This window comes from Micromonospora humidisoli (genome assembly GCF_016900955.1).
Classification (GTDB): domain Bacteria; phylum Actinomycetota; class Actinomycetes; order Mycobacteriales; family Micromonosporaceae; genus Micromonospora; species Micromonospora wenchangensis.
Genome location: NZ_JAFEUO010000004.1, coordinates 203070 through 224992, shown reverse-complemented (window position 1 = coordinate 224992; position 21923 = coordinate 203070). Strand labels below are relative to the sequence as shown.

At 71.8% G+C, this 21923-nt stretch carries 22 protein-coding genes and 1 pseudogene; 16 read left to right on the top strand and 7 right to left on the bottom strand.

Annotated features, from left to right (window positions below):
* Positions 1-5 precede the first annotated feature (5 nt).
* From zwf to tkt, 4 genes are all read right to left on the bottom strand, one after another.
* Positions 6-1547, bottom strand: coding sequence for a glucose-6-phosphate dehydrogenase (gene zwf, locus JQN84_RS15825; protein ID WP_204959147.1), 1542 nt, complete (start codon positions 1545-1547; stop codon positions 6-8).
* An 11-nt stretch (positions 1548-1558) separates the two neighbouring features.
* Positions 1559-1786: a hypothetical protein gene (locus tag JQN84_RS15820; RefSeq protein WP_204959146.1), complete on the bottom strand. Its 228-nt coding sequence runs from the start codon at positions 1784-1786 to the stop codon at positions 1559-1561.
* Positions 1787-1862: 76 nt separating this feature from the next.
* Positions 1863-3041, bottom strand: a complete 1179-nt coding sequence (tal, locus tag JQN84_RS15815; RefSeq protein WP_204959145.1) for a transaldolase — start codon at positions 3039-3041, stop codon at positions 1863-1865.
* A 16-nt stretch (positions 3042-3057) separates the two neighbouring features.
* Positions 3058-5187, bottom strand: coding sequence for a transketolase (tkt, locus tag JQN84_RS15810; RefSeq protein WP_204959144.1), 2130 nt, complete (start codon positions 5185-5187; stop codon positions 3058-3060).
* Between the two features lie 264 nt (positions 5188-5451).
* On the opposite strand from tkt, the gene JQN84_RS15805 reads away from it, so the two are divergent.
* From JQN84_RS15805 to JQN84_RS15795, 3 genes are all read left to right on the top strand, one after another.
* A complete protein-coding gene (locus tag JQN84_RS15805; RefSeq protein ID WP_204959143.1) occupies positions 5452-6411 on the top strand; it encodes a heme o synthase in 960 nt (319 codons plus the stop codon).
* A gap of 300 nt (positions 6412-6711) precedes the next feature.
* Positions 6712-7044 carry a hypothetical protein gene (locus JQN84_RS15800; protein WP_204959142.1) on the top strand — a complete coding sequence of 111 codons (333 nt, stop codon included), beginning with the start codon at positions 6712-6714 and terminating at the stop codon, positions 7042-7044.
* 28 nt (positions 7045-7072) lie between these two features.
* Entirely contained in the window at positions 7073-7987 is a 915-nt protein-coding gene (locus JQN84_RS15795; protein ID WP_204959141.1) for an ATP-grasp domain-containing protein, read from the top strand.
* Positions 7988-8040: 53 nt separating this feature from the next.
* Here the strand turns inward: JQN84_RS15795 and JQN84_RS15790 are convergent, their stop codons facing one another.
* Positions 8041-9024, bottom strand: a complete 984-nt coding sequence (locus JQN84_RS15790; protein WP_372445986.1) for a COX15/CtaA family protein — start codon at positions 9022-9024, stop codon at positions 8041-8043.
* Between the two features lie 196 nt (positions 9025-9220).
* On the opposite strand from JQN84_RS15790, the gene JQN84_RS15785 reads away from it, so the two are divergent.
* From JQN84_RS15785 to JQN84_RS15740, 10 genes and pseudogenes are all read left to right on the top strand, one after another.
* Complete coding sequence (locus JQN84_RS15785; RefSeq protein ID WP_204959616.1) at positions 9221-9964, top strand: helix-turn-helix transcriptional regulator; 744 nt, start codon at positions 9221-9223, stop codon at positions 9962-9964.
* Complete coding sequence (gene sufB, locus JQN84_RS15780) at positions 9961-11391, top strand: Fe-S cluster assembly protein SufB (RefSeq protein ID WP_204959140.1); 1431 nt, start codon at positions 9961-9963, stop codon at positions 11389-11391. The genes JQN84_RS15785 and sufB overlap by 4 nt, the downstream gene beginning before the upstream one ends.
* Positions 11392-11444: 53 nt before the next feature.
* A complete protein-coding gene (gene sufD, locus JQN84_RS15775; RefSeq protein WP_204959139.1) occupies positions 11445-12587 on the top strand; it encodes a Fe-S cluster assembly protein SufD in 1143 nt (380 codons plus the stop codon).
* Position 12588: 1 nt separating this feature from the next.
* Complete coding sequence (locus JQN84_RS15770; RefSeq protein ID WP_204959138.1) at positions 12589-12933, top strand: non-heme iron oxygenase ferredoxin subunit; 345 nt, start codon at positions 12589-12591, stop codon at positions 12931-12933.
* A complete protein-coding gene (gene sufC / locus JQN84_RS15765; RefSeq protein ID WP_088645041.1) occupies positions 12933-13706 on the top strand; it encodes a Fe-S cluster assembly ATPase SufC in 774 nt (257 codons plus the stop codon). The genes JQN84_RS15770 and sufC overlap by 1 nt, the downstream gene beginning before the upstream one ends.
* Before the next feature lie 25 nt (positions 13707-13731).
* Positions 13732-15036: a cysteine desulfurase gene (locus tag JQN84_RS15760; RefSeq protein WP_204959137.1), complete on the top strand. Its 1305-nt coding sequence runs from the start codon at positions 13732-13734 to the stop codon at positions 15034-15036.
* Positions 15036-15512 (top strand): Fe-S cluster assembly sulfur transfer protein SufU, encoded by a 477-nt coding sequence (sufU, locus tag JQN84_RS15755; protein WP_204959136.1) that lies wholly within the window; start codon positions 15036-15038, stop codon positions 15510-15512. Before JQN84_RS15760 ends, sufU begins: the two co-directional genes overlap by 1 nt.
* Positions 15509-15997 (top strand): metal-sulfur cluster assembly factor, encoded by a 489-nt coding sequence (locus JQN84_RS15750; RefSeq protein WP_204959135.1) that lies wholly within the window; start codon positions 15509-15511, stop codon positions 15995-15997. Before sufU ends, JQN84_RS15750 begins: the two co-directional genes overlap by 4 nt.
* A gap of 150 nt (positions 15998-16147) precedes the next feature.
* A pseudogene (locus JQN84_RS15745) lies at positions 16148-16315 on the top strand (lysine transporter LysE); the annotation flags it as partial.
* Positions 16316-16382: 67 nt separating this feature from the next.
* A complete protein-coding gene (locus JQN84_RS15740) occupies positions 16383-17048 on the top strand; it encodes an acVLRF1 family peptidyl-tRNA hydrolase (protein WP_204959134.1) in 666 nt (221 codons plus the stop codon).
* 164 nt (positions 17049-17212) lie between these two features.
* Here JQN84_RS15740 and ypfJ read toward each other — a convergent pair whose 3' ends face one another.
* A complete protein-coding gene (ypfJ, locus tag JQN84_RS15735) occupies positions 17213-18130 on the bottom strand; it encodes a KPN_02809 family neutral zinc metallopeptidase (RefSeq protein WP_204959615.1) in 918 nt (305 codons plus the stop codon).
* A 246-nt stretch (positions 18131-18376) separates the two neighbouring features.
* On the opposite strand from ypfJ, the gene JQN84_RS15730 reads away from it, so the two are divergent.
* Positions 18377-19981: an ABC-F family ATP-binding cassette domain-containing protein gene (locus JQN84_RS15730; RefSeq protein WP_204959133.1), complete on the top strand. Its 1605-nt coding sequence runs from the start codon at positions 18377-18379 to the stop codon at positions 19979-19981.
* Between the two features lie 53 nt (positions 19982-20034).
* Here JQN84_RS15730 and JQN84_RS15725 read toward each other — a convergent pair whose 3' ends face one another.
* Positions 20035-20637: a cadmium resistance transporter gene (locus tag JQN84_RS15725; protein ID WP_204959132.1), complete on the bottom strand. Its 603-nt coding sequence runs from the start codon at positions 20635-20637 to the stop codon at positions 20035-20037.
* A gap of 203 nt (positions 20638-20840) precedes the next feature.
* On the opposite strand from JQN84_RS15725, the gene JQN84_RS15720 reads away from it, so the two are divergent.
* A complete protein-coding gene (locus tag JQN84_RS15720; protein ID WP_007072022.1) occupies positions 20841-21068 on the top strand; it encodes a helix-turn-helix domain-containing protein in 228 nt (75 codons plus the stop codon).
* A 43-nt stretch (positions 21069-21111) separates the two neighbouring features.
* Positions 21112-21879: an enoyl-CoA hydratase/isomerase family protein gene (locus JQN84_RS15715; RefSeq protein ID WP_204959131.1), complete on the top strand. Its 768-nt coding sequence runs from the start codon at positions 21112-21114 to the stop codon at positions 21877-21879.
* The last annotated feature ends 44 nt before the right edge of the window (positions 21880-21923 follow it).

Genomic DNA, 21923 nt, shown 5'->3' with positions numbered 1-21923 from the left:
CCCGTTCACGCCCGCCGCCAGGCGCGGCCCTCGCGGGCCAGCATCTCGTCGGCGGCCCGGGGACCCCACTCGCCGGAGCGGTACGGTTCCGGCTTGGTGCCCTCCCAGGCGTGCTCCAGCGGGTCCACCACCGCCCAGCTCTGCTCCACCTCGGCGGCGTCCGGGAAGAGCGTCCGGTCGCCGATCAGCACGTCCAGCACCAGCCGCTCGTACGCCTCGGGGCTGGACTCGGTGAACGCCTCGCCGTATTGGAAGTCCATCGCGATGTCGCGGACCTCCATCGTGGTGCCCGGCACCTTGGAACCGAACTTGAGCACCACGCCCTCGTCCGGCTGCACCCGGATGACGAGTTGGTTGGGGCCGAGGGACTCCATGTCGGCGGCGTTGAACGGCAGGTGCGGCGCCTTCTTGAACATGATGGCGACCTCGGTGACCCGCCGGGGCAGCCGCTTGCCCGCCCGGATGTAGAACGGCACCCCCGCCCAGCGCCGGTTCTGGATGCCCAGCTCCACGGCGACGTACGTCTCGGTGTTCGAGTCGGCGGGTACGCCCTCCTCGTCGAGGTAGCCGACGGCCCGCTGGCCACCCACCCAGCCGGGCAGGTACTGGCCGCGTACGGTGCCCCGGGCCACGTCCCTGGGCAGGGTGATCGCCTTGAGCACCTTGAGCTTCTCGGCCCGGATCTCGTCGGCGTCGAAGCTGGTGGGCTCCTCCATGGCGACCAGGGCGAGCAGTTGGAGCAGGTGGTTCTGGAGCACGTCGCGGGCGGTGCCGACCGAGTCGTAGAAGCCGGCCCGGGTGCCGATGCCGACGTCCTCGGCCATGGTGATCTGCACCGAGTCGACGTACTTGGAGTTCCACAGCGGCTCGAACAGGTTGTTGGCGAACCGCAGGGCGAGGATGTTCTGGACCGTCTCCTTGCCGAGGTAGTGGTCGATCCGGAACACGTCCTGACTGGTGAACACGTCGTCGACCAGGTCGTTGAGTTCCTTCGCCGAGGGCAGGTCGTTGCCGAACGGCTTCTCCACCACCACCCGTCGCCAGCCGCCGCACTTCTCGTTGTCGGCCATCCCGGTGCGGGCCAGTTGCTTGAGCACCACCGGGAAGGCCGTCGGGGGGATCGAGAAGTAGAACGCGGCGTTGCCGTGGATGCCGTGGCTGTCGCGCAGCTGGTTCAGCGTCGCGGCGAGCCTGTCGAAGGCGGCGTCGTCGTCGAACGAGCCACCGACGAACTTGATGTTGCCGGCCAGCCGGCCCCACACCTCCTCGCGCCACGGTGTCCGGGCGTGCTGCTTGGCCGACTCGTGGGCCAGCGCCTCGAAGTCGCCGTCGCCCCAGTCGCGGCGGGCGAAGCCCAGCACCACGAAACCGGGGGGCAGCAGCCCCCGGTTGGCCAGGTCGTAAACCGCCGGCAGCAGCTTCTTGCGCGCCAGGTCACCGGTCACCCCGAAGATCACCAGGGCGCACGGCTCCGGGATCCGGGGGAGCCGTCGGTCCTGCGCGTCGCGCAGCGGATTCACGCCGCCTCCTCGCTCCGTGTGGTCCATGTCGTCCATCGTCACGCCCGCCATCGTCCGATCGCATCCAGCAGCCGGGCCGGCCCGGCCGGCCCGTCGGTCAGGTGCGGCGGTGGCACCGGCCCGGGTCGGCCGGCCGACGCCACCGGGCCGCCCCGCGGATGCGGAACGGCCCGTACGGCGGCGGGCGCGGTCGATGCGACCGCGTCCGCCCCGTGCACCGCGAAACCGGCGGCGGCATCGGCCGGGCCGGTCAACAGGTCACTCACCCTCGGCACCCCGTCGGGGTGCCGGCGGCGTGGGGCGTCGCGGGGACCGGCCCCGCGACGCGTCCGACGCCGTTCGTCACGCGTTCCCGCCGGCCCGCCGGGCCGCCTCGGCGTTGCCCTTGGCGGCCTCGTTCGGGGCGTCGGCACCCTGCGCCGCGGCGGCCAGCGACGTGCGGACGCCGTCGAGCAGCTCGCTCCAGCTCGCCTCGAACTTCTCCACGCCCTCGCGCTCCAGGGTGGCGATCACGTCGTCCATGTCGATGCCGACGGCGGCCAGGTCGGCGAAGACCTGCCGGGCGGCGGCGTAGGAGCCGGTGATGGTGTCGCCCCGGGTCTCGCCGTGCTCGGCGTACGCCGTCACGACCGACTCCGGCATGGTGTTGACGGTGCCCGGCGCGATCAGCTCCTCGACGTAGATCACGTCGCGGTAGTCCGGGTTCTTGGTCGAGGTGGACGCCCACAGCGGGCGCTGCGGGTGGGCGCCGGCGTCGGCCAGGGCCTGCCACCGGTCGGAGGAGAACACCTCGGTGTAGCGCTCGTAGGCGAGCTGGGCGTTGGCCACGGCGGCCTTGCCGCGCAGCGCCTTGGCCTCCTCGGAGCCGATCTTGTCGAGCTGCTTGTCGATCTCGGAGTCGACCCGGGAGACGAAGAACGAGGCCACCGAACCGATGGTGGACAGGTCGTGGCCGTTGGCCTTCGCCTGCTCCAGGCCGGCGAGGAAGGCCTCCATCACCGCCGAGTAGCGGTCCAGCCCGAAGATCAGCGTGACGTTGACGCTGATCCCCTCGGCCAGGGTCGCGGTGATCGCCGCCAGCCCCTCCTCGGTCGCCGGGATCTTGATGTACAGGTTCGGCCGGTCCACCAGCCACCACAGCGCCTTGGCCTCGGCGACCGTCTTGTCCGTGTCGTGGGCGACCCGGGGGTCGACCTCGATGGAGACCCGCCCGTCGACCCCGGCGCTGCCGTCGTACGACGGGCGCATCACGTCGCACGCCCAGCGCACGTCGTAGGTGGTGAGCATCCGGACGGCCTCTTCGACCTCGATGCCCCGGGTGGCGAGGTCCTTGAGCTGCCAGTTGTACTCGTCGGCGTCGCTGAGCGCCTTGGCGAAGATGGTCGGGTTGGTGGTCACCCCGGCCACGTGCTGCTCGCGGCGGAGCCGGTCCAGCCCGCCGGAGCTCAGTCGTACCCGGGAAAGGTCGTCGAGCCAGACCGCCACTCCGGCGGCGGTGAGGTCACCCAGTCTGTCCGTCATGTCGTCCACGCTCCCCTCAGTTGCCGGTCGTGAAACCGGTGATGTCGCCCACCCGGGTCAGCGCCGCGTGTGCGGCGGCGACGATCCGGTCGGGGGTGAAGCCGAACTGCTCGAACAGCACGGTGTGCGGGGCGCTGGCGCCGTAGTGCTCCAGGCTGACGCTCTCGCCCAGGTCGCCGACGATGCCCCGCCAGGACATCCCGATCCCGGCCTCGACGCTCACCCGGGCCTGCACCCCGCGCGGCAGCACCGACTCACGGTATGCCTCGTCCTGCTCGTAGAACCATTCCTGGCAGGGCATCGAGACGACCCGGGTGGGGGTGCCGTCGGCCTCCAGCCGCTCCCGCGCGGTGAGGCAGAGCTGCACCTCGGAACCGGTGCCCACGATGATCACCTGCGGCTTGCCGTTGGACGCCTCGGCCAGCACGTAGCCGCCCTTGGCGGTGCCCTCCGCGCCCGCGTACGTCTCCCGGTCCAGGGTCGGCAGCGGCTGCCGGCTCAGCGCCAGCGCGGTCGGCCGGTCGGTGTGCTCCAGCGCCTGCCGCCACGCCCAGGCGGTCTCGTTGGCGTCGGCCGGGCGGACCACGTCCAGGCCGGGGATGGCACGCAGCGCGGTCAGGTGCTCCACCGGCTGGTGGGTCGGGCCGTCCTCGCCGAGACCGATCGAGTCGTGCGTCCAGACGTACGTCACCGGCAGCTTCATCAGGGCGGCGAGCCGTACCGACGGGCGCATGTAGTCGCTGAACACCAGGAAGGTGCCGCCGTACGGGCGGGTGCCGCCGTGCAGGGCGATGCCGTTGAGGATCGCGCCCATGGCGTGCTCACGGATGCCGAAGTGCAGCGTGCGGCCGTACTCGTGGCCGGGGAAGTCCTTGGTGGCGTGGGCGGCCGGGATGAACGACGGCTCGCCCTTCATGGTGGTGTTGTTGCTCTCGGCCAGGTCGGCCGAGCCGCCCCACAGCTCCGGCAGCACCGGGGCGAGCGCCTCCAGCACCTTGCCGGAGGCGGCCCGGGTGGCCACGCCCTTGGCGTCGGCGGGGAAGACCGGCAGCGCGTCCGTCCAGCCCTGCGGCAGCACCCGGCCGGCGATCCGGTCGTAGAGCGCCTTGCGCTCCGGGTTGGCCTGCGCCCAGCCGTCGAACTCGCCGGTCCACGCCTGCTCGTCCTCGCCGCCGCGGGTCAGCACCCCCCGGGCGTGCGCGAGCACCTCCTCGTCGACCTGGAAGGTCTGCTGCGGGTCGAAGCCGAGGATCTCCTTGGTGGCCTTCACCTCGTCGACGCCGAGCGCCGAGCCGTGGATCTTGCCGGTGTTCTTCTTGTTGGGCGCGGGCCAGCCGATGATGGTGCGCAGCGCGATGAACGAGGGCCGGCCGGTCTCGGCCTTCGCCGCCAGCAGCGCCTGGTAGAGCGCCTCGACGTCCTCGTGGTAGTCGCCCTGGTCGGCGTCGCCGGCCCGCCAGTCGACGGTCTGCACGTGCCAGCCGTACGCCGCGTAGCGGGCCGCCACGTCCTCGCTCTTGGCGATGCGGGTGTCGTCCTCGATGGAGATCTCGTTGTCGTCGTAGATCAGCGTGAGGTTGCCCAGCTGCTGGTGGCCGGCCAGGGCGCTCGCCTCGTGGCTGATGCCCTCCTCGATGTCGCCGTCGGAGGCGATGCACCAGATCTGGTGGTCGAAGACCGACTGCCCCGGCTCGCTCTCGGGATCGAACAGGCCCCGCTCGCGGCGGGCCGCCATCGCCATCCCGACCGCGTTGCCCAGGCCCTGCCCGAGCGGGCCGGTGGTGGTCTCGACACCGGGGGTGTGGCCGTGCTCCGGGTGGCCCGGGGTGAGCGAGCCCCACTGCCGCAGCGACTTCAGGTCGTCCAGGCTCAGCGGGTAGCCGGACAGGAAGAGCTGGATGTAGAGCGTGAGGCTGGAGTGCCCGGCGGACAGGACGAACCGGTCCCGGCCGGGCCAGTTCGGGTCGGCCGGATTGTGCCGCATCACCCGGTTGAACAGCAGGTACGCCGCGGGCGCGAGGCTCATCGCGGTGCCGGGGTGGCCGTTGCCGGATTTCTCCACGGCATCCATGGCCAGGACGCGGACGGTGTCGACGGCCCGGCGGTCGAGGTCGGTCCAGTTGAGTGCGGGTCGGTTGGCAGCCACTATGGTTGTGCTCCTCGGCAGATGGGCGGAACCCTCACTGGTGACCCTATCGAGCGGGTCTAAACGTCCGCCCGGGGATCTCAGCAGGCAGTTACGTGCGGGCCGGCCGGATCGTTCGGTCATCCGCCAGGTGTGACGGCCCGCACCGTTGTCGGGTCGCCCGGGCAGCGAAAACGACGACGCGTAGTGTGTGGTGCGGTGTGTGGACCCCGACGGGGTCCCGCCGAACCGACTTCCCCTGCCGACGCCGGAAGGTGGCAATCCGTGAGCATGATCACCGAGCGCCCCGTCAGCAACCCTGCCGGGCAGCCGCCGGTGCGCACGGTGGACGGGCGGCCGACTGCCCGTCGGCGGGACGTCCGGGCGGTGGTGTCGGCGTACGTGACCCTCACCAAGCCGCGCATCGTGGAGCTGCTGCTGGTGACCACGGTGCCGGCGATGATGCTCGCCGACGGTGGCCTGCCGTCGCTGTGGCTGATGGCCGTGGTGCTGGTCGGCGGTTCCCTGGCCGCCGGTGCGGCGAGCGTGCTGAACTGCTACATCGACCGGGACATCGACCAGTTGATGCGGCGCACCAAGCGGCGTCCGCTGCCGGCGCACACCGTCTCGCCCCGCAGCGCCCTGGTCTTCGGGCTGGTGCTGGCGGCGGTCTCGGTCGCGCTGATGGCGACGTTCACCAACCTGCTGGCCACCGCGCTGACGCTGGCCGCGATCGTCTACTACGACCTGGTCTACACGCTCTGGCTCAAGCGCACCACGACGGCGAACACCTTCTGGGGCGGGGCCTGCGGGGCGGCGCCGGTGCTGATCGGCTGGGCGGCGGTGACCGGGTCGCTGGCCCCGGCGGCCTGGGTGCTGTTCGCGGTGGTCTTCTTCTGGCAGATGCCGCACTTCTACCCGCTGGCGATGAAATACAAGGACGACTATGCCCGCGCCGGCATCCCGATGCTGCCGGTGGTGGCCTCGCCCCGGCGGGTGAACGCCGAGATCCTGATCTTCGCCTGGCTGACGGTGGCTACCTCGCTGGCGCTGTGGCCGCTGGGCATGAGCGCGGTCTACGGGGTGCCGACCGCCGTGGTGGGCGCGGTCTTCCTGGTCGAGGCGCACAAGCTCTGCCGGCGGGTGACCCGGGGTGAGCCGGTCAAGCCGATGCGGCTGTTCCACTGGTCGACGACCTACCTGACCATCGTGTTCGTCGCGGTGGCCCTCGACGCCCTGCTCTGACCTCCGCCGCGCCCGCCGGGTGTCCCGGGGGCGGTGCGGCGGGCCCGGTACGCCCGGCGGGCGGTCGCGACACGCCGCTTCCGGTTCGGCCCCCTGTCCGGATGATGAGATTTTTCCGGGTCCGATGAGTGCCACAAGATGGACACATCGGGTCGATCCCACCTGGTCGTTATGCGTACCCTTATCCGGACATAACCGGGCAATGCACATTGGGCTTCCGATAAACCCTCGGGTAATTGGTATCACAAATAGTTCATGATTCTCGCGCGCAGGTGCACAAGTCTGCTTAGGCTTCGCGTCATGGCAGAAGGTTCCGATACGACGATGACGGCCGAGCAGACCGCCGGAGCGGCCCCCACCGGGCTGGTCGCGGGGATCAGGTCCTTCGCGGCCTCCCACGGCGGCGCGAAGGCGGTCATCGAGTACGTCGGCAAGCGTGGTGCCCGGATCGTCCTGGTCGGCACCGACGGTGCGTGGGGCGACCAGTTCGCCGAGGACACCGTGACCGCCCGGGAGGCGTGCGCCCAGGCGGGAGTCACCGTCGAGAACGCCTGGGAGCGTGAGCTGATGGACCAGATGCGGCCGAGCAACGACCTGTGGCGGTCGATGGCCCGGCGCACGATGGCCCGCTGACCCGGATGCCCCTTCGACCGACGACACCGTGACCCACCACCAGCCGACCCGGGGGAGACCCCGGGTCGCTCTCGTCACCTGCTCCCGTTTCGCCGACCTCTACCCCGACGACCGGCTCGTGCTCGCCCCGCTGGCGGCCCGGGGCGTCACCGTCGAGGCGGCCGTCTGGGACGACCCCCGCGTCGACTGGGCCGGCTACGACCTGGTGGTGCTCCGCTCGCCCTGGGACTACGCCCCGCGCCGCGACGAGTTCGTCGCCTGGGCCGCGTCGGTGCCGACCCTGGTCAACCCCGGCGACGTGGTGCGGTGGAACACCGACAAGCGCTACCTCGGGGAACTCGCCGCCGCCGGGGTGCCCACCGTGCCGACCTCCTGGGTCGTGCCGGGCGACGACTGGGCCCCGCCCCCGACCCCCGGCCGGTACGTGGTCAAGCCGACGGTCAGCGCCGGCAGCCTCGACACCGGCCGCTACGACCCCGCCGACCCCGCCCACCGGGACCTGGCCGTGGCGCACGTACGCCGGCTGACGGCCGCCGGTCGGACCGCCATGGTCCAGCCGTACCTGGACGCGGTGGACACCGCCGGGGAGACCGCCCTGCTCTTCGTGGCCGGCCCGGACGGCCTGACGTTCAGCCACGCCATCCGTAAGGGCGCCATGCTCGACGGCCCGGATCTGGGCGTCGAGGGGCTGTACCGGCCGGAGCGGATCGACGCGCGTACCCCCACCGGGGAGCAGTTGGCCGTCGCCGGGCGGGTGCTGGCCGAGGTCCCCGGTGGCGCGCGGCGGCTGCTCTACGCCCGGGTGGACCTGATCCCCGGCCCGGACGGCGCACCTGTGCTGATCGAGCTGGAGCTGACCGAGCCGTCACTGTTCCTCGGCCACGCCGACGGCGCCGCCGAGCGGCTGGCCGACGCGGTGCTGGTCCACCTCGCCCGCCACTGACCCGGCCGGGCCCGGCGCCCGCGCCGCTTCGCCCCGGCCGGCCCCGGGAAGGCTCAGACGGCGGCCGGCACCCGCTGCTCGGCTGGCGGTGCCACCGGGTCGCCGGCGACCGGCCGGCGCTCCCGGGTCGACCAGAGCACCGCCAGGGTGGCCAGCAGCACCAGGCAGGAACCCAGCATGTGTGCGGCGACCAGCACGCCCGGCAGGTGGGTGAAGTACTGCACGAAGCCGATCAGGCCCTGCCCCAGCTCCACCGCGACCAGTACCAGCGCGGCGCGGGCCGGGCCGGCCGCGCCGACCGCCCGCAACGCCAGGACCAGCGCGACGGACAGCCCGATCAGCAGGAACACCCCGTCGGCGTGGACCTGGGAGATCGTCTCCGGGTCCAGCCCGTTGCGGGCCGCCCCGTGGTCACCGGCGTGCGGCCCGCTGCCGGTCACCCAGGTACCGACCACCAGCACCGCGACGCTGACGGCGGTGGTCAGCCGGGCGAGGGTACGCAGCGGTCCGGGCACCACCGGCACCGCCGGCCCGTCCGGGTCGACGATCCGCCGCCAGAGGGCGTACGCGGCGGCGATGACCGCCATCGAGGCGAGGAAGTGCAGCCCCACCACCCACGGGTTGAGGTCGGTCAGCACGGTGATCCCGCCGAGCACGGCCTGCGCGGGGATGCCGAGGAACACCGCCACCGCCAGCGGACGCAGCCCGGCGCGGCGGGGCCGGTGGGCCAGCACGGCCAGCAGGGTGGCCAGCGCGATCGCCCCGACGGCGAAGGTGAGCAGCCGGTTGCCGAACTCGATCACCCCGTGCACGCCCATCTCGGCCGTCGTGGTGTACGACGCGTCGGTGCACCGGGGCCAGGTCGGGCAGCCCAGCCCGGACGCGGTGAGCCGGACGGCCCCGCCGGTCACCACGATGGCCACGTTGGCCACGATCGAGGCGTACGCGAGGCGGCGCAGCAGGGTGGTCGAGACCGGGCGGCGATCGAGCAGGCGGGCCAGCGCGGCGGGGACCGGAAACCGGACGGATCGCTTCACGCCGCGAATCCTACGCACCGTAGTTGATCCCGATCGGGTGACTCCGCCACCCCGGTGGGCGGAATCACCGGGGTCGGGTTTGCGGGCCCCCGGCGAATTACGTAACGTTGGCGTTGTGAAAAACGCGGCGGCGCTCTCCGGGCATTCGCCGACGGCCACCCCGGCCGTCGGCGTCGGTGTGCGCTCCCGCCGTGCCGTGCTACGGGGTGCGGAGGCCGCGCGGCGTGCCACTGCCGCCCCGGCACCGGAGGCCCCCACCGACCTGTCCACCCGTGACCGGGTGACCCGGCTCCTGCTGGAGCAGGGGGCGGCCACCGCCGGCCAGCTCGGCTCGGCGCTCGGTCTCAGCCCGGCCGCGATCCGCCGGCACCTCGACGCGATGCTCGCCGACGGCGACGTGGTCGCCCGGGAGCAGACCGTGCGGGGCAGCCGGGGGCGGGGTCGACCGGCGAAGGTCTTCCTGCTCACCGACGCGGCCCGGGGGCGTTGCGGCACCCACCACTACGACAACATGGCCACCGCCGCGCTGCGCTGGATCGCCCGCAACGGCGGCCCGGACGCGGTCGAGGCGTTCGCCGCCGACCAGGTCGCCGCGCTGGAGGCCCGCTGCCGGGCCGCCATGGAGGACGCCGGCGACGATCCGCTGGCCCGGTCCGAGGCTCTCGCCGGTGCGCTCACCGCCGAGGGCTACGCTGCCAACGCGTCGACGATCGCCTCGGGCGGGCAGCTCTGCCAGCACCACTGCCCGGTGGCGCACGTGGCCGCCGAGTTCCCCCAGCTGTGCGAGGCCGAGACGGCGGTCATCTCCCGTCTGGTCGGCACCCACGTGCAGCGTCTGGCCACCATCGCGCACGGCGACGGGGTGTGCACCACGCACATTCCGGCCCAGCCGCGCGCCCAGTCCGGTAACACCGTCACCACTGTGAGGACAGATAGATGACCGAGCAGATCGTCCAGCCCCTGACCCAGGAAGAGCAGCTCGCCGCCCTCGGTCGCTACGAGTACGGCTGGGCCGACCCCGACGTCGCCGGGGCCGCCGCCCAGCGCGGCCTCAGCGAGGCGGTGGTGCGGGACATCTCGGCCAAGAAGAACGAGCCGGCCTGGATGCTCGACCTGCGGCTCAAGGGTCTGCGGCTGTTCGGCCGCAAGCCGATGCCGTCCTGGGGCGCCGACCTCACCGGGATCGACTTCGACAACATCAAGTACTTCGTGCGTTCCACCGAGAAGCAGGCCACCAGCTGGGAGGACCTGCCGGAGGACATCAAGAACACCTACGACCGGCTGGGCATCCCGGAGGCCGAGAAGCAGCGGCTGGTCGCCGGGGTCGCGGCACAGTACGAGTCCGAGGTGGTCTACCACAAGATCCGCGAGGACCTGGAGGAGCAGGGTGTCCTCTTCCTGGACACCGACACCGCCCTCAAGGAGCACGAGGACGTCTTCAAGGAGTACTTCGGCACGGTGATCCCGGTCGGCGACAACAAGTTCGCCGCGCTGAACACCTCCGTGTGGTCGGGTGGGTCGTTCATCTACGTGCCGAAGGGCGTGCACGTGGAGATCCCGCTGCAGGCGTACTTCCGGATCAACACCGAGAACATGGGCCAGTTCGAGCGGACGCTGATCATCGTCGACGAGGGCGCGTACGTGCACTACGTCGAGGGCTGCACCGCGCCGCTCTACTCGTCCGACTCGCTGCACAGCGCGGTCGTCGAGATCGTCGTCAAGAAGAACGCGCGCTGCCGCTACACGACCATCCAGAACTGGTCGAACAACGTCTACAACCTGGTCACCAAGCGGGCCGTCTGCCACGAGGGCGCCACCATGGAGTGGGTCGACGGCAACATCGGCTCGAAGGTGACCATGAAGTACCCGGCGGTCTACATGACCGGCGAGCACGCCAAGGGCGAGGTGCTCTCGGTGGCGATGGCCGGTGAGGGCCAGCACCAGGACGCCGGGGCCAAGATGGTGCACGCCGCGCCGCACACCAGCAGCACCATCGTGTCGAAGTCGATCGCCCGGGGCGGCGGCCGTACCTCGTACCGGGGGCTGGTGCAGGTGCTGGAGGGCTCGCACCACAGCCGCAGCACGGTCAAGTGCGACGCGCTGCTGGTCGACACCGTCTCCCGCTCGGACACCTACCCGTACGTCGACATCCGCGAGGACGACGTGTCGATGGGGCACGAGGCGACCGTCTCCAAGATCAGCGACGACCAGCTCTTCTACCTGATGAGCCGGGGGCTGAGCGAGGACGAGGCGATGGCGATGATCGTGCGCGGCTTCATCGAGCCGATCGCCAAGGAACTCCCGATGGAGTACGCCCTGGAGCTCAACCGCCTGATCGAACTCCAGATGGAGGGCGCGGTCGGCTGACGCCGCCCCCGCCCCACGACACCGTCGTCCCGGACAGACAGACCAAGGAAGAGATGACTATCCAGGCTTCCGCGCCGCCCAGCACCAAGTCGCAGGCGCTCCGCTCGTACGACGTCGCCGACTTCCCGGCCCTGACCGGCCTGGAGGAGGAGTGGCGCTTCACCCCGCTCAAGCGGCTCCGTGGGCTGACCGGCGGGGCGCAGGCCGCCACCGGCACGGTCCGCCACGAGTACGCCGACCTGCCGGCCGGCGTCACCGTCGGGCGGATCGGCCGGGACGACCCCCGGGTGGGCAGCGTGCTCACCCCGGTCGACCGGGTCAGCGCGCTGGCCTACGGCGGTGCCGGTGAGGCGCTGCTGGTCGAGGTCGCGGCCGAGGCCGTGCTCGACGCGCCGGTGAGCCTGCGGGTGGTCGGGGACGACGCCGCCGCGCTGGCCTTCGGGCACACGTTCGTCGACGTGGGCCGGTTCGCCGAGGTGGTGCTGGTGCTGGAGCACGTCGGCGCGACGACGCTCGCCGACAACGTCGAGGTGGCGGTGGCCGACGGGGCGAAGCTGACCCTGGTCACGGTGGCCGACTGGGCCGCCGACGCGGTGCAGGCGCAGCACCTGAAGGTCCGCCTCGGCCGCGACGCCAAGGTGTCGCACATCCAGGTCAGCCTGGGCGGGGATCTGGTCCGCCAGTCCACCACCGTCGAGTACACCGGCCGGGGTGGCGAGGCCGAGCTGTACGGCGTCTACTTCGCCGACGGCGGCCAGCACCTGGAGCACCGCCAGCTCGTCGACCACAACGTGCCGGACTGCCGCTCGTACGTCGGCTACCGGGGCGCGTTGCAGGGCGAGCAGGCGCACACCGTCTGGGTGGGCGACGTGCTGATCCGGGCCGAGGCGACCGGCACCGACACGTACGAGATCAACCGGAACCTGTTGCTCTCCGACGGCGCGCGGGCGGACTCCGTACCCAATCTGGAGATCGAGACCGGCGAGATCGCCGGCGCCGGCCACGCCAGCGCGACCGGCCGGTTCGACGACGAGCAGTTGTTCTACCTGATGGCCCGGGGCATCCCGGCGGACGAGGCGCGTCGCCTGGTGGTCCGGGGCTTCTTCGCCGAGGTGATCAACAAGATCCCGGTCGAGTCGCTGCGCGAGCGGCTGGGGGACGCCATCGAGGCCCGGCTCTCGAAGGCCGGGGCCTGACATGATCCGGATCTGCGCGACGGAGGACGTGCCGAAAGGCACCGTGATCAGCGCCGACGTCGACGGCACCCCGATCGCCGTGGTGCACGGCACCGACGGCGGGTTCTACGCCGTCCACGACGAGTGCTCGCACGCCTCGGTGGCCCTCTCCGAGGGTGAGGTCGAGGGCTGCACGCTGGAGTGCTGGCTGCACGGTTCCCGGTTCGACCTGCGCACGGGCGAGCCCAGCGGGCTGCCCGCCACCGAACCCGTTCCCGTCTACGCCGTCGAGGTCCGCGACGGCGACATCTACCTTCCCGTGGGCGCCGACGGCCGCCCGACGCCGAGCAATGGAGTGACCCGATAATGAGCACCCTGGAGATCCGCGACCTGAAGGTGTCGGTCAAGCTGCCCGAGGGTGAGCTCAAGCCGATCCTGTCCGGTGTCGACCTGACCGTGCGGTCGGGGGAGACCCACGCGATCATGGGCCCGAACGGCTCCGGCAAGTCGACCCTGGCGTACTCGATCGCCGGTCACCCCAAGTACGAGATCACCGGTGGTTCGGTGACCCTCGACGGCGTCGACGTGCTGGAGATGACCGTCGACGAGCGGGCCCGCGCCGGCCTCTTCCTGGCCATGCAGTACCCGGTCGAGGTGCCCGGCGTCTCGGTGGCGAACTTCCTGCGGACCGCCAAGACCGCCATCGACGGCGCGGCCCCGAAGCTGCGTACCTGGGGCGGCGAGCTGCGCGGGGCGATGGAGAAGCTCCAGATGGACCCGGCGTTCGCCCAGCGCAACGTCAACGAGGGCTTCTCCGGCGGCGAGAAGAAGCGGCACGAGATCGTGCAGCTGGAGCTGCTCAAGCCCAAGATCGCCATCCTCGACGAGACCGACTCCGGCCTCGACGTGGACGCGCTGCGGGTGGTCAGCGAGGGGGTCAACCGGGTCCGCGACACCGGCGACACCGGCCTGCTGCTGATCACCCACTACACCCGCATCCTGCGCTACATCAAGCCCGACTTCGTGCACGTCTTCGTGGCCGGCCGGATCGTCGAGCAGGGCGGCCCGGAGCTGGCCGACAAGCTCGAGGACGAGGGCTACGAGCGGTACGTCGCCGGGGCCGGCGCGGCGCGGGCCTGAGCACACACGGACGGGGACCGCTGAGATGACCACCATCGCCATCCCGGACGGGATGCCGCAGTACGACGACGTGCCGCGCTTCGACGTGGCCGCGGTGCGGGCCGACTTCCCGATCCTCGACCGGCAGGTCAACGGGCACCGGCTGGTCTACCTCGACAGCGCCAACACCTCGCACAAGCCCCGGCAGGTGCTCGACGTGCTCGCCGGGCACTACGCGATGCACAACGCCAACGTGTCGCGCTCGGTGCACACCCTGGGCACCGAGGCGACCGAGGCGTACGAGGGGGCGCGGGCGAAGATCGCCGCGTTCGTCAACGCGCCGAGCGTCGACGAGGTGGTGTTCACCAAGAACTCCACCGAGGCGATCAACATCGTGGCGTACGCCTTCTCCAACGCCTCGCTGCGCGCGGACGCCGACGAGCGGTTCCGGCTCGGCCCCGGCGACGAGATCGTGATCTCCGAGATGGAGCACCACTCGAACATCGTCCCGTGGCAGTTGCTGGCCGAGCGGACCGGCGCGACGCTGCGCTGGTTCCCGGTCACCGACACCGGCCGGCTGGACGAGTCGGGGCTGGCGGACCTGGTCACCGAGCGGACGAAGATCGTCGCGCTGGTACACACCTCCAACATCCTCGGCACGGTCAACGCCACCGCCCGGATCACCGAACGGGTCCGTCAGGTGGGTGCGCTGCTGCTGCTCGACTGCTCGCAGTCGGTGCCGCACCAGCCGATCGACGTGGTCGACCTGGACGCCGACTTCATCGTCTTCACCGGGCACAAGATGTGCGGGCCGACCGGCATCGGCGTGCTGTGGGGCCGGGGCGAGCTGCTCGCCGCGATGCCCCCGGTCATGGGCGGCGGTTCGATGATCGAGACGGTGTCGATGGCCCGGTCCACGTTCGCCGCGCCGCCGGCCCGGTTCGAGGCGGGCACCCCGCCGATCGCCGAGGCGGTCGCGCTGGGCGCGGCGGTCGACTACCTCACCGGCGTCGGGATGCGGGCGATCCAGTGGCACGAGAAGGAGCTGACCGCGTACGCGCTGGACGCCCTCGCGACCGTGCCGGGTCTGCGGATCTTCGGCCCGACGGTGCCGGTCGGCCGGGGCGGCACCATCTCGTTCGCGCTCGGCGACGTGCACCCGCACGACGTCGGGCAGGTCCTCGACTCCCTCGGCGTGCAGGTGCGGGTGGGCCACCACTGCGCCAAGCCGGTCTGCACCCGGTTCGGGGTGCCGGCGATGACCCGGGCGTCGTTCTACCTGTACACCACCACGGAGGAGATCGACGCCCTGGTGGCGGGTCTCGAACAGGTGCGGAGGATCTTCGACTGATGCAGCTGGACCAGCTCTACCAGGAGATCATCCTGGATCACTACAAGCGCCCGCAGGGGCGTGGGCTGCGCGACGCCGACGACCCCGACGCCGAGGTGGGCGAGGCGCACCACGTCAACCCGACCTGCGGCGACGAGGTCACCGTACGGGTGGCCGCCGTCGACGACATCGTGGTCGACATCTCCTACGACGGGGTCGGCTGTTCGATCAGCCAGGCGTCGGCGAGCGTGCTGTACGACCGGCTCTCCGGCCGGTGCGCGGAGGAGATCGCCGCCGTGCACGCGGGATTCGTGGCGTTGATGTCCGGCCGTGGCCAGGTCACGCCGGACGAGGAACTACTCGGTGACGGGGTGGCGTTCGCGGGTGTCGCCCGCTACCCGGCCCGGGTCAAGTGCGCGCTGCTGCCGTGGATGGCGTTCAAGGACGCCGCGGCACGCGCGGGGGTGGGCGTGAGCCCGACGGAGGTGGAGGCATGAGCGAGAACACCGCTACCGCGGCGACGCCGGAGACCGGCGACGCCAGCACGACGACCGACGCGGTGACGCCGCCGGCCACCAACGGTGCCACCGGCCCGGCGGACACCGCCGCGACCCCGGTCGCCGACGGTCCGGTGGAGGCCGCCGCGTCGGCCGGTGCCCGGGCGGCCGTCGCCGACATCGAGGAGGCGATGAAGGACGTCGTCGACCCCGAACTCGGCATCAACGTGGTCGACCTCGGCCTGGTGTACGGCGTGCACGTGGACGACCAGAACGTCGCCACCCTGGACATGACGCTGACCTCGGCGGCCTGCCCGCTCACCGACGTGATCGAGGACCAGGCCCGGCAGGCGTTGACCACCGGCCCCGGTGGGGGACTGGTCGACGACATCCGGATCAACTGGGTCTGGCTGCCGCCGTGGGGGCCGGACAAGATCACCGACGAGGGGCGGGACCAGCTCCGTTCCCTCGGCTTCAACGTCTGACCTCCGGTCCGACTCACGGGCGCGGCACCCACCCGGGTGCCGCGCCCGTGTTCGGTGGGGTGATCGACTCGCCGGGGCCGATGTCGGGGTGTCCGGCCCCCGTTGCCAGCAGGCCCGTCCGGGGTGCGGCTCGGCCCGTGACCTGCCGTCATGACCGCCGCCCTCCTGTCCGGGCTGGTGGCCGGCTACGGGGTCGCCGTCCCGGTCGGCGCGATCGCGGTGCTCATCCTCGGGCTCAGCGCCCGTACCTCGTTGCGGGTCGGCGCGGGTGCCGCATTCGGCGTCGCCACCGCCGACGGGCTCTACGCCGCTCTGGCGGTCTCCATGCTGGTCGTCCGGTGAGCCGCCCGCCGGGCGGTCGCCTGTCGTGCCGTACGGTCGGGTGATGAGCAGCCGACCCGCGGCCGGTGGCGGCCGGTGGATCGAGGTCGATCCGACCCGCGTCGCCCGCTGGGTGGAGGGTTTCGCCGACCGGCACGGCCCGCCCGTCGTCTCCCCGCAGGGGTACGGCCTGCTGCTCGCCGCCGCCGACGGGGCGACCGCCGAGCTGCACCTCCCACCGGGCGGCGGCACCGGGGAGGCGGCCCGGCCGGTCGACGACGTGCCGGGGTTCGTCGACGCCGCCGTCGCGCCCCGCCGGCTCGGGCTGCTGCTCGCCCGCAAGGGCGCGGTGGCGGTCGGGGTGGCGCTCGGCACCGAACTGCTGGTCTCCAAGGTGGACACCCGATACGTGCAGGGTCGTACCGCCGCCGGGGGCTGGTCGCAGCAGCGGTTCGCCAGGCGGCGGGACAACCAGGCCAGGGCGGCCCTGGGCGACGCGGCGGAACTGGCCGTACGGCTGCTGCTGCCGGAGGCGGCGACGCTGGCGGCGTTGGTCTGCGGCGGCGACCGGCGGGCCGTCGACACGGTCCTGGCCGACCGGCGGTTGGCCCCGCTCGCCGGGTTGCGGGCCGAGCGGTTGCTCGACGTGCCCGAACCCCGGCACGCGGTGCTGGTCGGCGCGATCGCCGCCGCCCGCGCGGTGCACGTCCTGGTCCGCGACCCGGCCTGATCCCGGCCCCCGGCCCCCCGCCCCCCGCCCCGCACCGGCCCACGTCCCGGCCGTCGCACGCCCCTGGGCCGGCCACACCCCGGCCCACCCTCGCCCGGGAACGACGACGGCGGCCGGGGGGCGTTTAGCCCCGCGGACCGCCGTGACCTGCCGACCGGTACCGGTCAGAGGCTGCCGCCGAAGGTGTCGCAGGACTTCGGGTCACCTGTGGTGTAGCCCTTGGTGAACCACTGCTTGCGCTGCTCGGAGGAGCCGTGGGTGAACTCCTCCGAGTTGACCGGGCGGTTGGCCCGCTTGGAGATGGCGTCGTCGCCGATCTTCTCGGCGGTGTCGATCGCCTGCGCGATGTCCTGCTCGGTGATGCTCTTGAAGATCTTCTGGCCCTGCTCGTCGGCGGTGCCGGTGGCGTTCTTGGCCCACGCGCCCGCGTAGCAGTCGGCCTGGAGTTCCAGCTTGACCGAGAGCGCGTTGGCGCTGCCCGGGTCCCGCTGCTGCTGGCGGCGCATCTGCGCCTCGGTGCCGAGCAGGTCCTGTACGTGGTGGCCGTACTCGTGGGCCAGCACGTACGGCTGGGCGAACTCACCCTCCGCGCCGAGCTGGTCGGCGAGGGTCTGGTAGAAGGTCAGGTCGATGTAGACCAGGTCGTCGGCGGGGCAGTAGAACGGCCCGACGCCGGAGTCGGCCTGGCCGCAGCCGGTGTTGACGCCCTGGCTGAAGAAGACCGTCTTGGATGGCTGGTACTGCTGGCCGAACCGCTCCGGCAGTGCGGTGCGCCAGTACGCCTGGATCGAGTTGACGTAGAGGGTGTTGCGGCAGTCCAGCTGCTTGAGCGCGTCGTCGGCGGAGCACTTCTGCTCCAGCGCCGTGTTGTCGCCCGTTTCGGACCCGCCACCGGTCATGGCGTTCAGCCCGAAACCGCCGCCCACCAGGGCCACCAGCACGGCGATGATGAGGCCGACGATGCCGCCGCGCCCGCCGCCGCCCGGGAGGGGTATCGGGATGCCCGCCCCGCCGCCCCCGCCGGACCCCCGCCGGTCGTCCACCTGGCCGGTGTCGACCTGCGCGTTCTCGTTCAGCTCCATGTTGACCCCGATCACCGATTCGTCACGTTTGAGGGTTGCGGTCCCGGACCGGGTCCGGACGGTGTTTTCGGTACCCGATGATCTTGTGCGGTAATCCGGACGGTGTGCGTCGGGCCGCCCGGTACACTTGTCTGGTGCTGCGCTGCGAAGGCTGAACCGCCCCGCGCCGACGGGAACCACCGACCCGCCGGCGCTTTCGCGTGCCCTGAGTCAGCCCTTCCAGACCCCCGAGAGCGAGTACCGGAAATGATCAGTGTCACCGGCCTGGAACTACGCGCCGGCTCCCGGATCCTCCTGTCCGACACCACCCTGCGGGTGCAGCCCGGTGACCGGATCGGACTGGTCGGGCGCAACGGTGCCGGCAAGACCACGACCCTCAAGGTACTGGCCGGCGAGGGGCAGCCGTACGCCGGGCAGATCGACAGGCGCAGCGCCATCGGGTACCTGCCGCAGGACCCGCGTACGGGCGACCTGGAGGTCACCGGCCGGGACCGGGTGCTCTCCGCCCGGGGGCTGGACGTGCTGATGGCCCAGATGTCGGAGATCGAGCAGCGGCTCGCCGACGGCGCCGACGACAAACTGGTCCGCCGCTACGGCGCGCTGGAGGACCAGTTCGCCTCGCTGGGCGGGTACGCGGCCGAGGCCGAGGCCGCCCGGATCTGCGCCAACCTGGGGCTGCCCGACCGGGCCCTCGCCCAGACCATCGGCACCCTCTCCGGCGGTCAGCGCCGCCGCATCGAGCTGGCCCGCATCCTGTTCCGCGACGCGGGCGAGAACGGCGGCGGCATCCTGCTGCTCGACGAGCCCACCAACCACCTCGACGCCGACTCGATCACCTGGCTGCGCGGTTTCCTCGCCAACCACAAGGGCGGGCTGATCGTGATCTCCCACGACGGTTCGCTGTTGGAGTCGGTGGTCAACAAGGTCTGGTTCCTCGACGCCACCCGTTCCGTGGTCGACGTCTACAACCTGGGCTGGAAGGCGTACCTGGCGGCGCGGGAGACCGACGAGCGTCGCCGCCGCCGGGAGCGGGCCAACGCCGAGAAGAAGGCCGGCGCCCTGATGGCGCAGGCCGACAAGATGCGGGCCAAGGCCACCAAGACCGTCGCCGCGCAGAACATGGCCCGGCGGGCCGAGAAGCTGATCTCGGGCCTGGAGGAGGTACGCGTCTCCGACAGGGTGGCGAAGGTCCGGTTCCCCAACCCCGCGCCGTGTGGCAAGACCCCGCTGACCGCGACCGGCCTGTCCAAGTCGTACGGCTCGCTGGAGATCTTCGCCGACGTGAACGTCGCGGTGGACCGGGGTTCCCGGGTGGCCATCCTCGGGCTCAACGGCGCCGGCAAGACCACGCTGCTGCGGATGCTCGGTGGACTGCTCCCGCCGGACACCGGCGAGGTGCACGCCGGGCACGGCCTGCGGCTGGGCTACTACGCCCAGGAGCACGAGACGCTGGACGTGGAGCGCACGGTGCTGGAGAACATGCGGGCGGCGGCGATCGAGCAGTCCGACACCGACCTGCGCAAGATCCTCGGTGCCTTCCTGTTCTCCGGCGAGGACGTGAACAAGCCCGCCGGGGTGCTCTCCGGTGGCGAGAAGACCCGGCTCGCCCTGTCGACCCTGGTCTGCTCCGGCGCGAACGTGCTGCTGCTGGACGAGCCGACGAACAACCTCGACCCGGTCAGCCGGGAGCAGGTGCTCGACGCCATCGCCAACTATCCCGGCGCGATCGTGCTGGTCACCCACGACCCTGGTGCGGTGCTCGCGCTCAAGCCGGACCGGGCGATCCTGCTCCCCGACGGCGACGAGGACGCCTGGAGCGACGACCTCCTCGAACTGGTCGAACTGGCCTGACCCGACCCCGCCCACGACGACAGGTGTGGTCGACGGGCGGGGCCGGCCGGTGGTCAGTGGGCGTCCGCGGCCAGCCGGCCGAGGACGCCCGAGCTGACCAGGATCACCAGGCCGATGCCCACGAAGATGACGGGGACCAGCCGGTGCCCGGCCCGGCCGACCAGGCGGACCACCCGGGGGTGCCCGCCGAGCAGCGCGGCAGCACCGCACCAGACGGCGACCAGGAGCGCGAAGACCAGCAGGTAGACCAGTCCGGTGGTCGGGTCGAGGGAGCGGAACACCGGGACGTAGACGGCGATGTTGTCCGCGCCGTTGGCGACCGTCACCCCGGCGACCCCGAGCAGACCGCCGACCACGGCCGGTGGCGTGTCGTCGTCGGTGCGGGCCAGCAACGCACGGACCCCGAGCCCGATCGGCAGCAGCCCGAGCAGGCCGGTCCACGGGTCGGGCACCACCAGCAGGCCGGCGGCGACCACCAGGGCGGCCGCGACGAGGGCGGCGATGCCCAGGTACTGGCCGGTGACGATCTGCCACGGGCGGGGTCGTCCCGTACCGCGGGCGGTCACGAAGAGTACGGTCAGCACCACGATGTCGTCGAGGTTGGTGGCGCCGAAGACGGCCGCCGCCCCGCTCACGTCGCCCAGGAGGTCGGTCACGACCGGGAAGGGTACGGGCCGTTCACCAGGTCCGTCACGGCGTGCTAGCAGCCGCGGGCCGGGATGAGGGTCACTCTATCGGGTTGACGACACTGCATAGCGTGTCGGTTGGCGAAGAGTTGATATCTGGCGCATGATCGTTCGAGACGGTCTAATAGGTGGGACCGTATCGAACCGCACAGTCTGGGACGTGAGGAATCAGCATGGCAGCCACTGGCACAGCCACCAGCACTGAGAAGGGTCGCCGGATCGTCGGAGCCGAGCGTCAGACGCTCGCCAAGGACCTGGTAAAGCGGTACACCGGCGGGGAGAGCATCCGCGCGCTCGCCGCCTCGACCGGGCGATCCTACGGGTTCATCCACCGCGTGCTCACCGAGTCCGGTGTGCAGCTGCGACAGCGCGGCGGCGCCCGGCGTCGCAAGAAGGCGTGACCCGCCCACCAGCGTCGTCCGTCAGCACGCCCCGGGCGGTCCGGTGACCGCCGAGACGACCGGGGTGCTACTGCACTGTGACGGGCCGGTCGCGACGGTCACGTTGTGCCGGCCCGACGTGCTCAACGCCCAGACTCCGGCGATGTGGCGCGCGATGAGCGGCTTCTCCCGGGATCTCCCCGGCGACGTGCGCGTCGTGGTGGTACGCGGCGAGGGGCGGTCGTTCTCCGCCGGCCTCGACCTGTCGGTGGCCGGTGCCCAGGGGCCTGGTTCCTTCGCCGAGCTGTCCACCCTGCCCGAGCAGGAGTGTGCCGACCGTATCGCCGGTTACCAGCAGGGCTTCACCTGGCTGCACCGCCCCGACGTGATCTCGGTGGCGGCCGTCCAGGGCCATGCCATCGGCGCGGGCTTCCAGCTCGCGCTCGCCTGCGACCTGCGGGTCCTCGCCGAGGACGCCAAGCTGTCGATGGCCGAGGTGACCCTCGGTCTGGTCCCCGACCTGGCCGGCACCAAGCGGCTGGTCGAGTTGGTCGGCTATGCCCGCGCCCTGGAGTTGTGCGCCACCGGCCGGCGGATGGACGCCGCCGAGGCCGACCGGATCGGCCTGGCCAACCTGGTGGTGCCGAACGCCGAGCTGGACGCGGCGGTCCGTGACCTCACCGCCGGCCTGCTCGCCGGCGACCGGGACGCGGTGGTGGAGATCAAGGCGCTGCTCGCCGGTGCCGCCGGCCGCTCCCACACCGAACAGCAGCGGGCCGAGCGTGAGGCGCAGACCCGCCGGCTGCGTGACCTCGCGGGCCGGGGTGAGTAGCCGGCCGGCGGTCGGTAAGGACTGCCCGGGAAGAGCCGGGTTAC

Coding starts and splice junctions, on each gene's coding strand:
- zwf (WP_204959147.1), bottom strand. CDS start 1,547: ATGGACCACACGGAGCGAGGAGGCGGCGTGAATCCGCTGCGCGACGCG.
- tal (WP_204959145.1), bottom strand. CDS start 3,041: ATGACGGACAGACTGGGTGACCTCACCGCCGCCGGAGTGGCGGTCTGG.
- JQN84_RS15800 (WP_204959142.1), top strand. CDS start 6,712: ATGGCAGAAGGTTCCGATACGACGATGACGGCCGAGCAGACCGCCGGA.
- sufB (WP_204959140.1), top strand. CDS start 9,961: ATGACCGAGCAGATCGTCCAGCCCCTGACCCAGGAAGAGCAGCTCGCC.
- sufD (WP_204959139.1), top strand. CDS start 11,445: ATGACTATCCAGGCTTCCGCGCCGCCCAGCACCAAGTCGCAGGCGCTC.
- JQN84_RS15770 (WP_204959138.1), top strand. CDS start 12,589: ATGATCCGGATCTGCGCGACGGAGGACGTGCCGAAAGGCACCGTGATC.
- sufC (WP_088645041.1), top strand. CDS start 12,933: ATGAGCACCCTGGAGATCCGCGACCTGAAGGTGTCGGTCAAGCTGCCC.
- JQN84_RS15760 (WP_204959137.1), top strand. CDS start 13,732: ATGACCACCATCGCCATCCCGGACGGGATGCCGCAGTACGACGACGTG.
- sufU (WP_204959136.1), top strand. CDS start 15,036: ATGCAGCTGGACCAGCTCTACCAGGAGATCATCCTGGATCACTACAAG.
- JQN84_RS15750 (WP_204959135.1), top strand. CDS start 15,509: ATGAGCGAGAACACCGCTACCGCGGCGACGCCGGAGACCGGCGACGCC.
- JQN84_RS15740 (WP_204959134.1), top strand. CDS start 16,383: ATGAGCAGCCGACCCGCGGCCGGTGGCGGCCGGTGGATCGAGGTCGAT.
- ypfJ (WP_204959615.1), bottom strand. CDS start 18,130: ATGGAGCTGAACGAGAACGCGCAGGTCGACACCGGCCAGGTGGACGAC.
- JQN84_RS15730 (WP_204959133.1), top strand. CDS start 18,377: ATGATCAGTGTCACCGGCCTGGAACTACGCGCCGGCTCCCGGATCCTC.
- JQN84_RS15720 (WP_007072022.1), top strand. CDS start 20,841: ATGGCAGCCACTGGCACAGCCACCAGCACTGAGAAGGGTCGCCGGATC.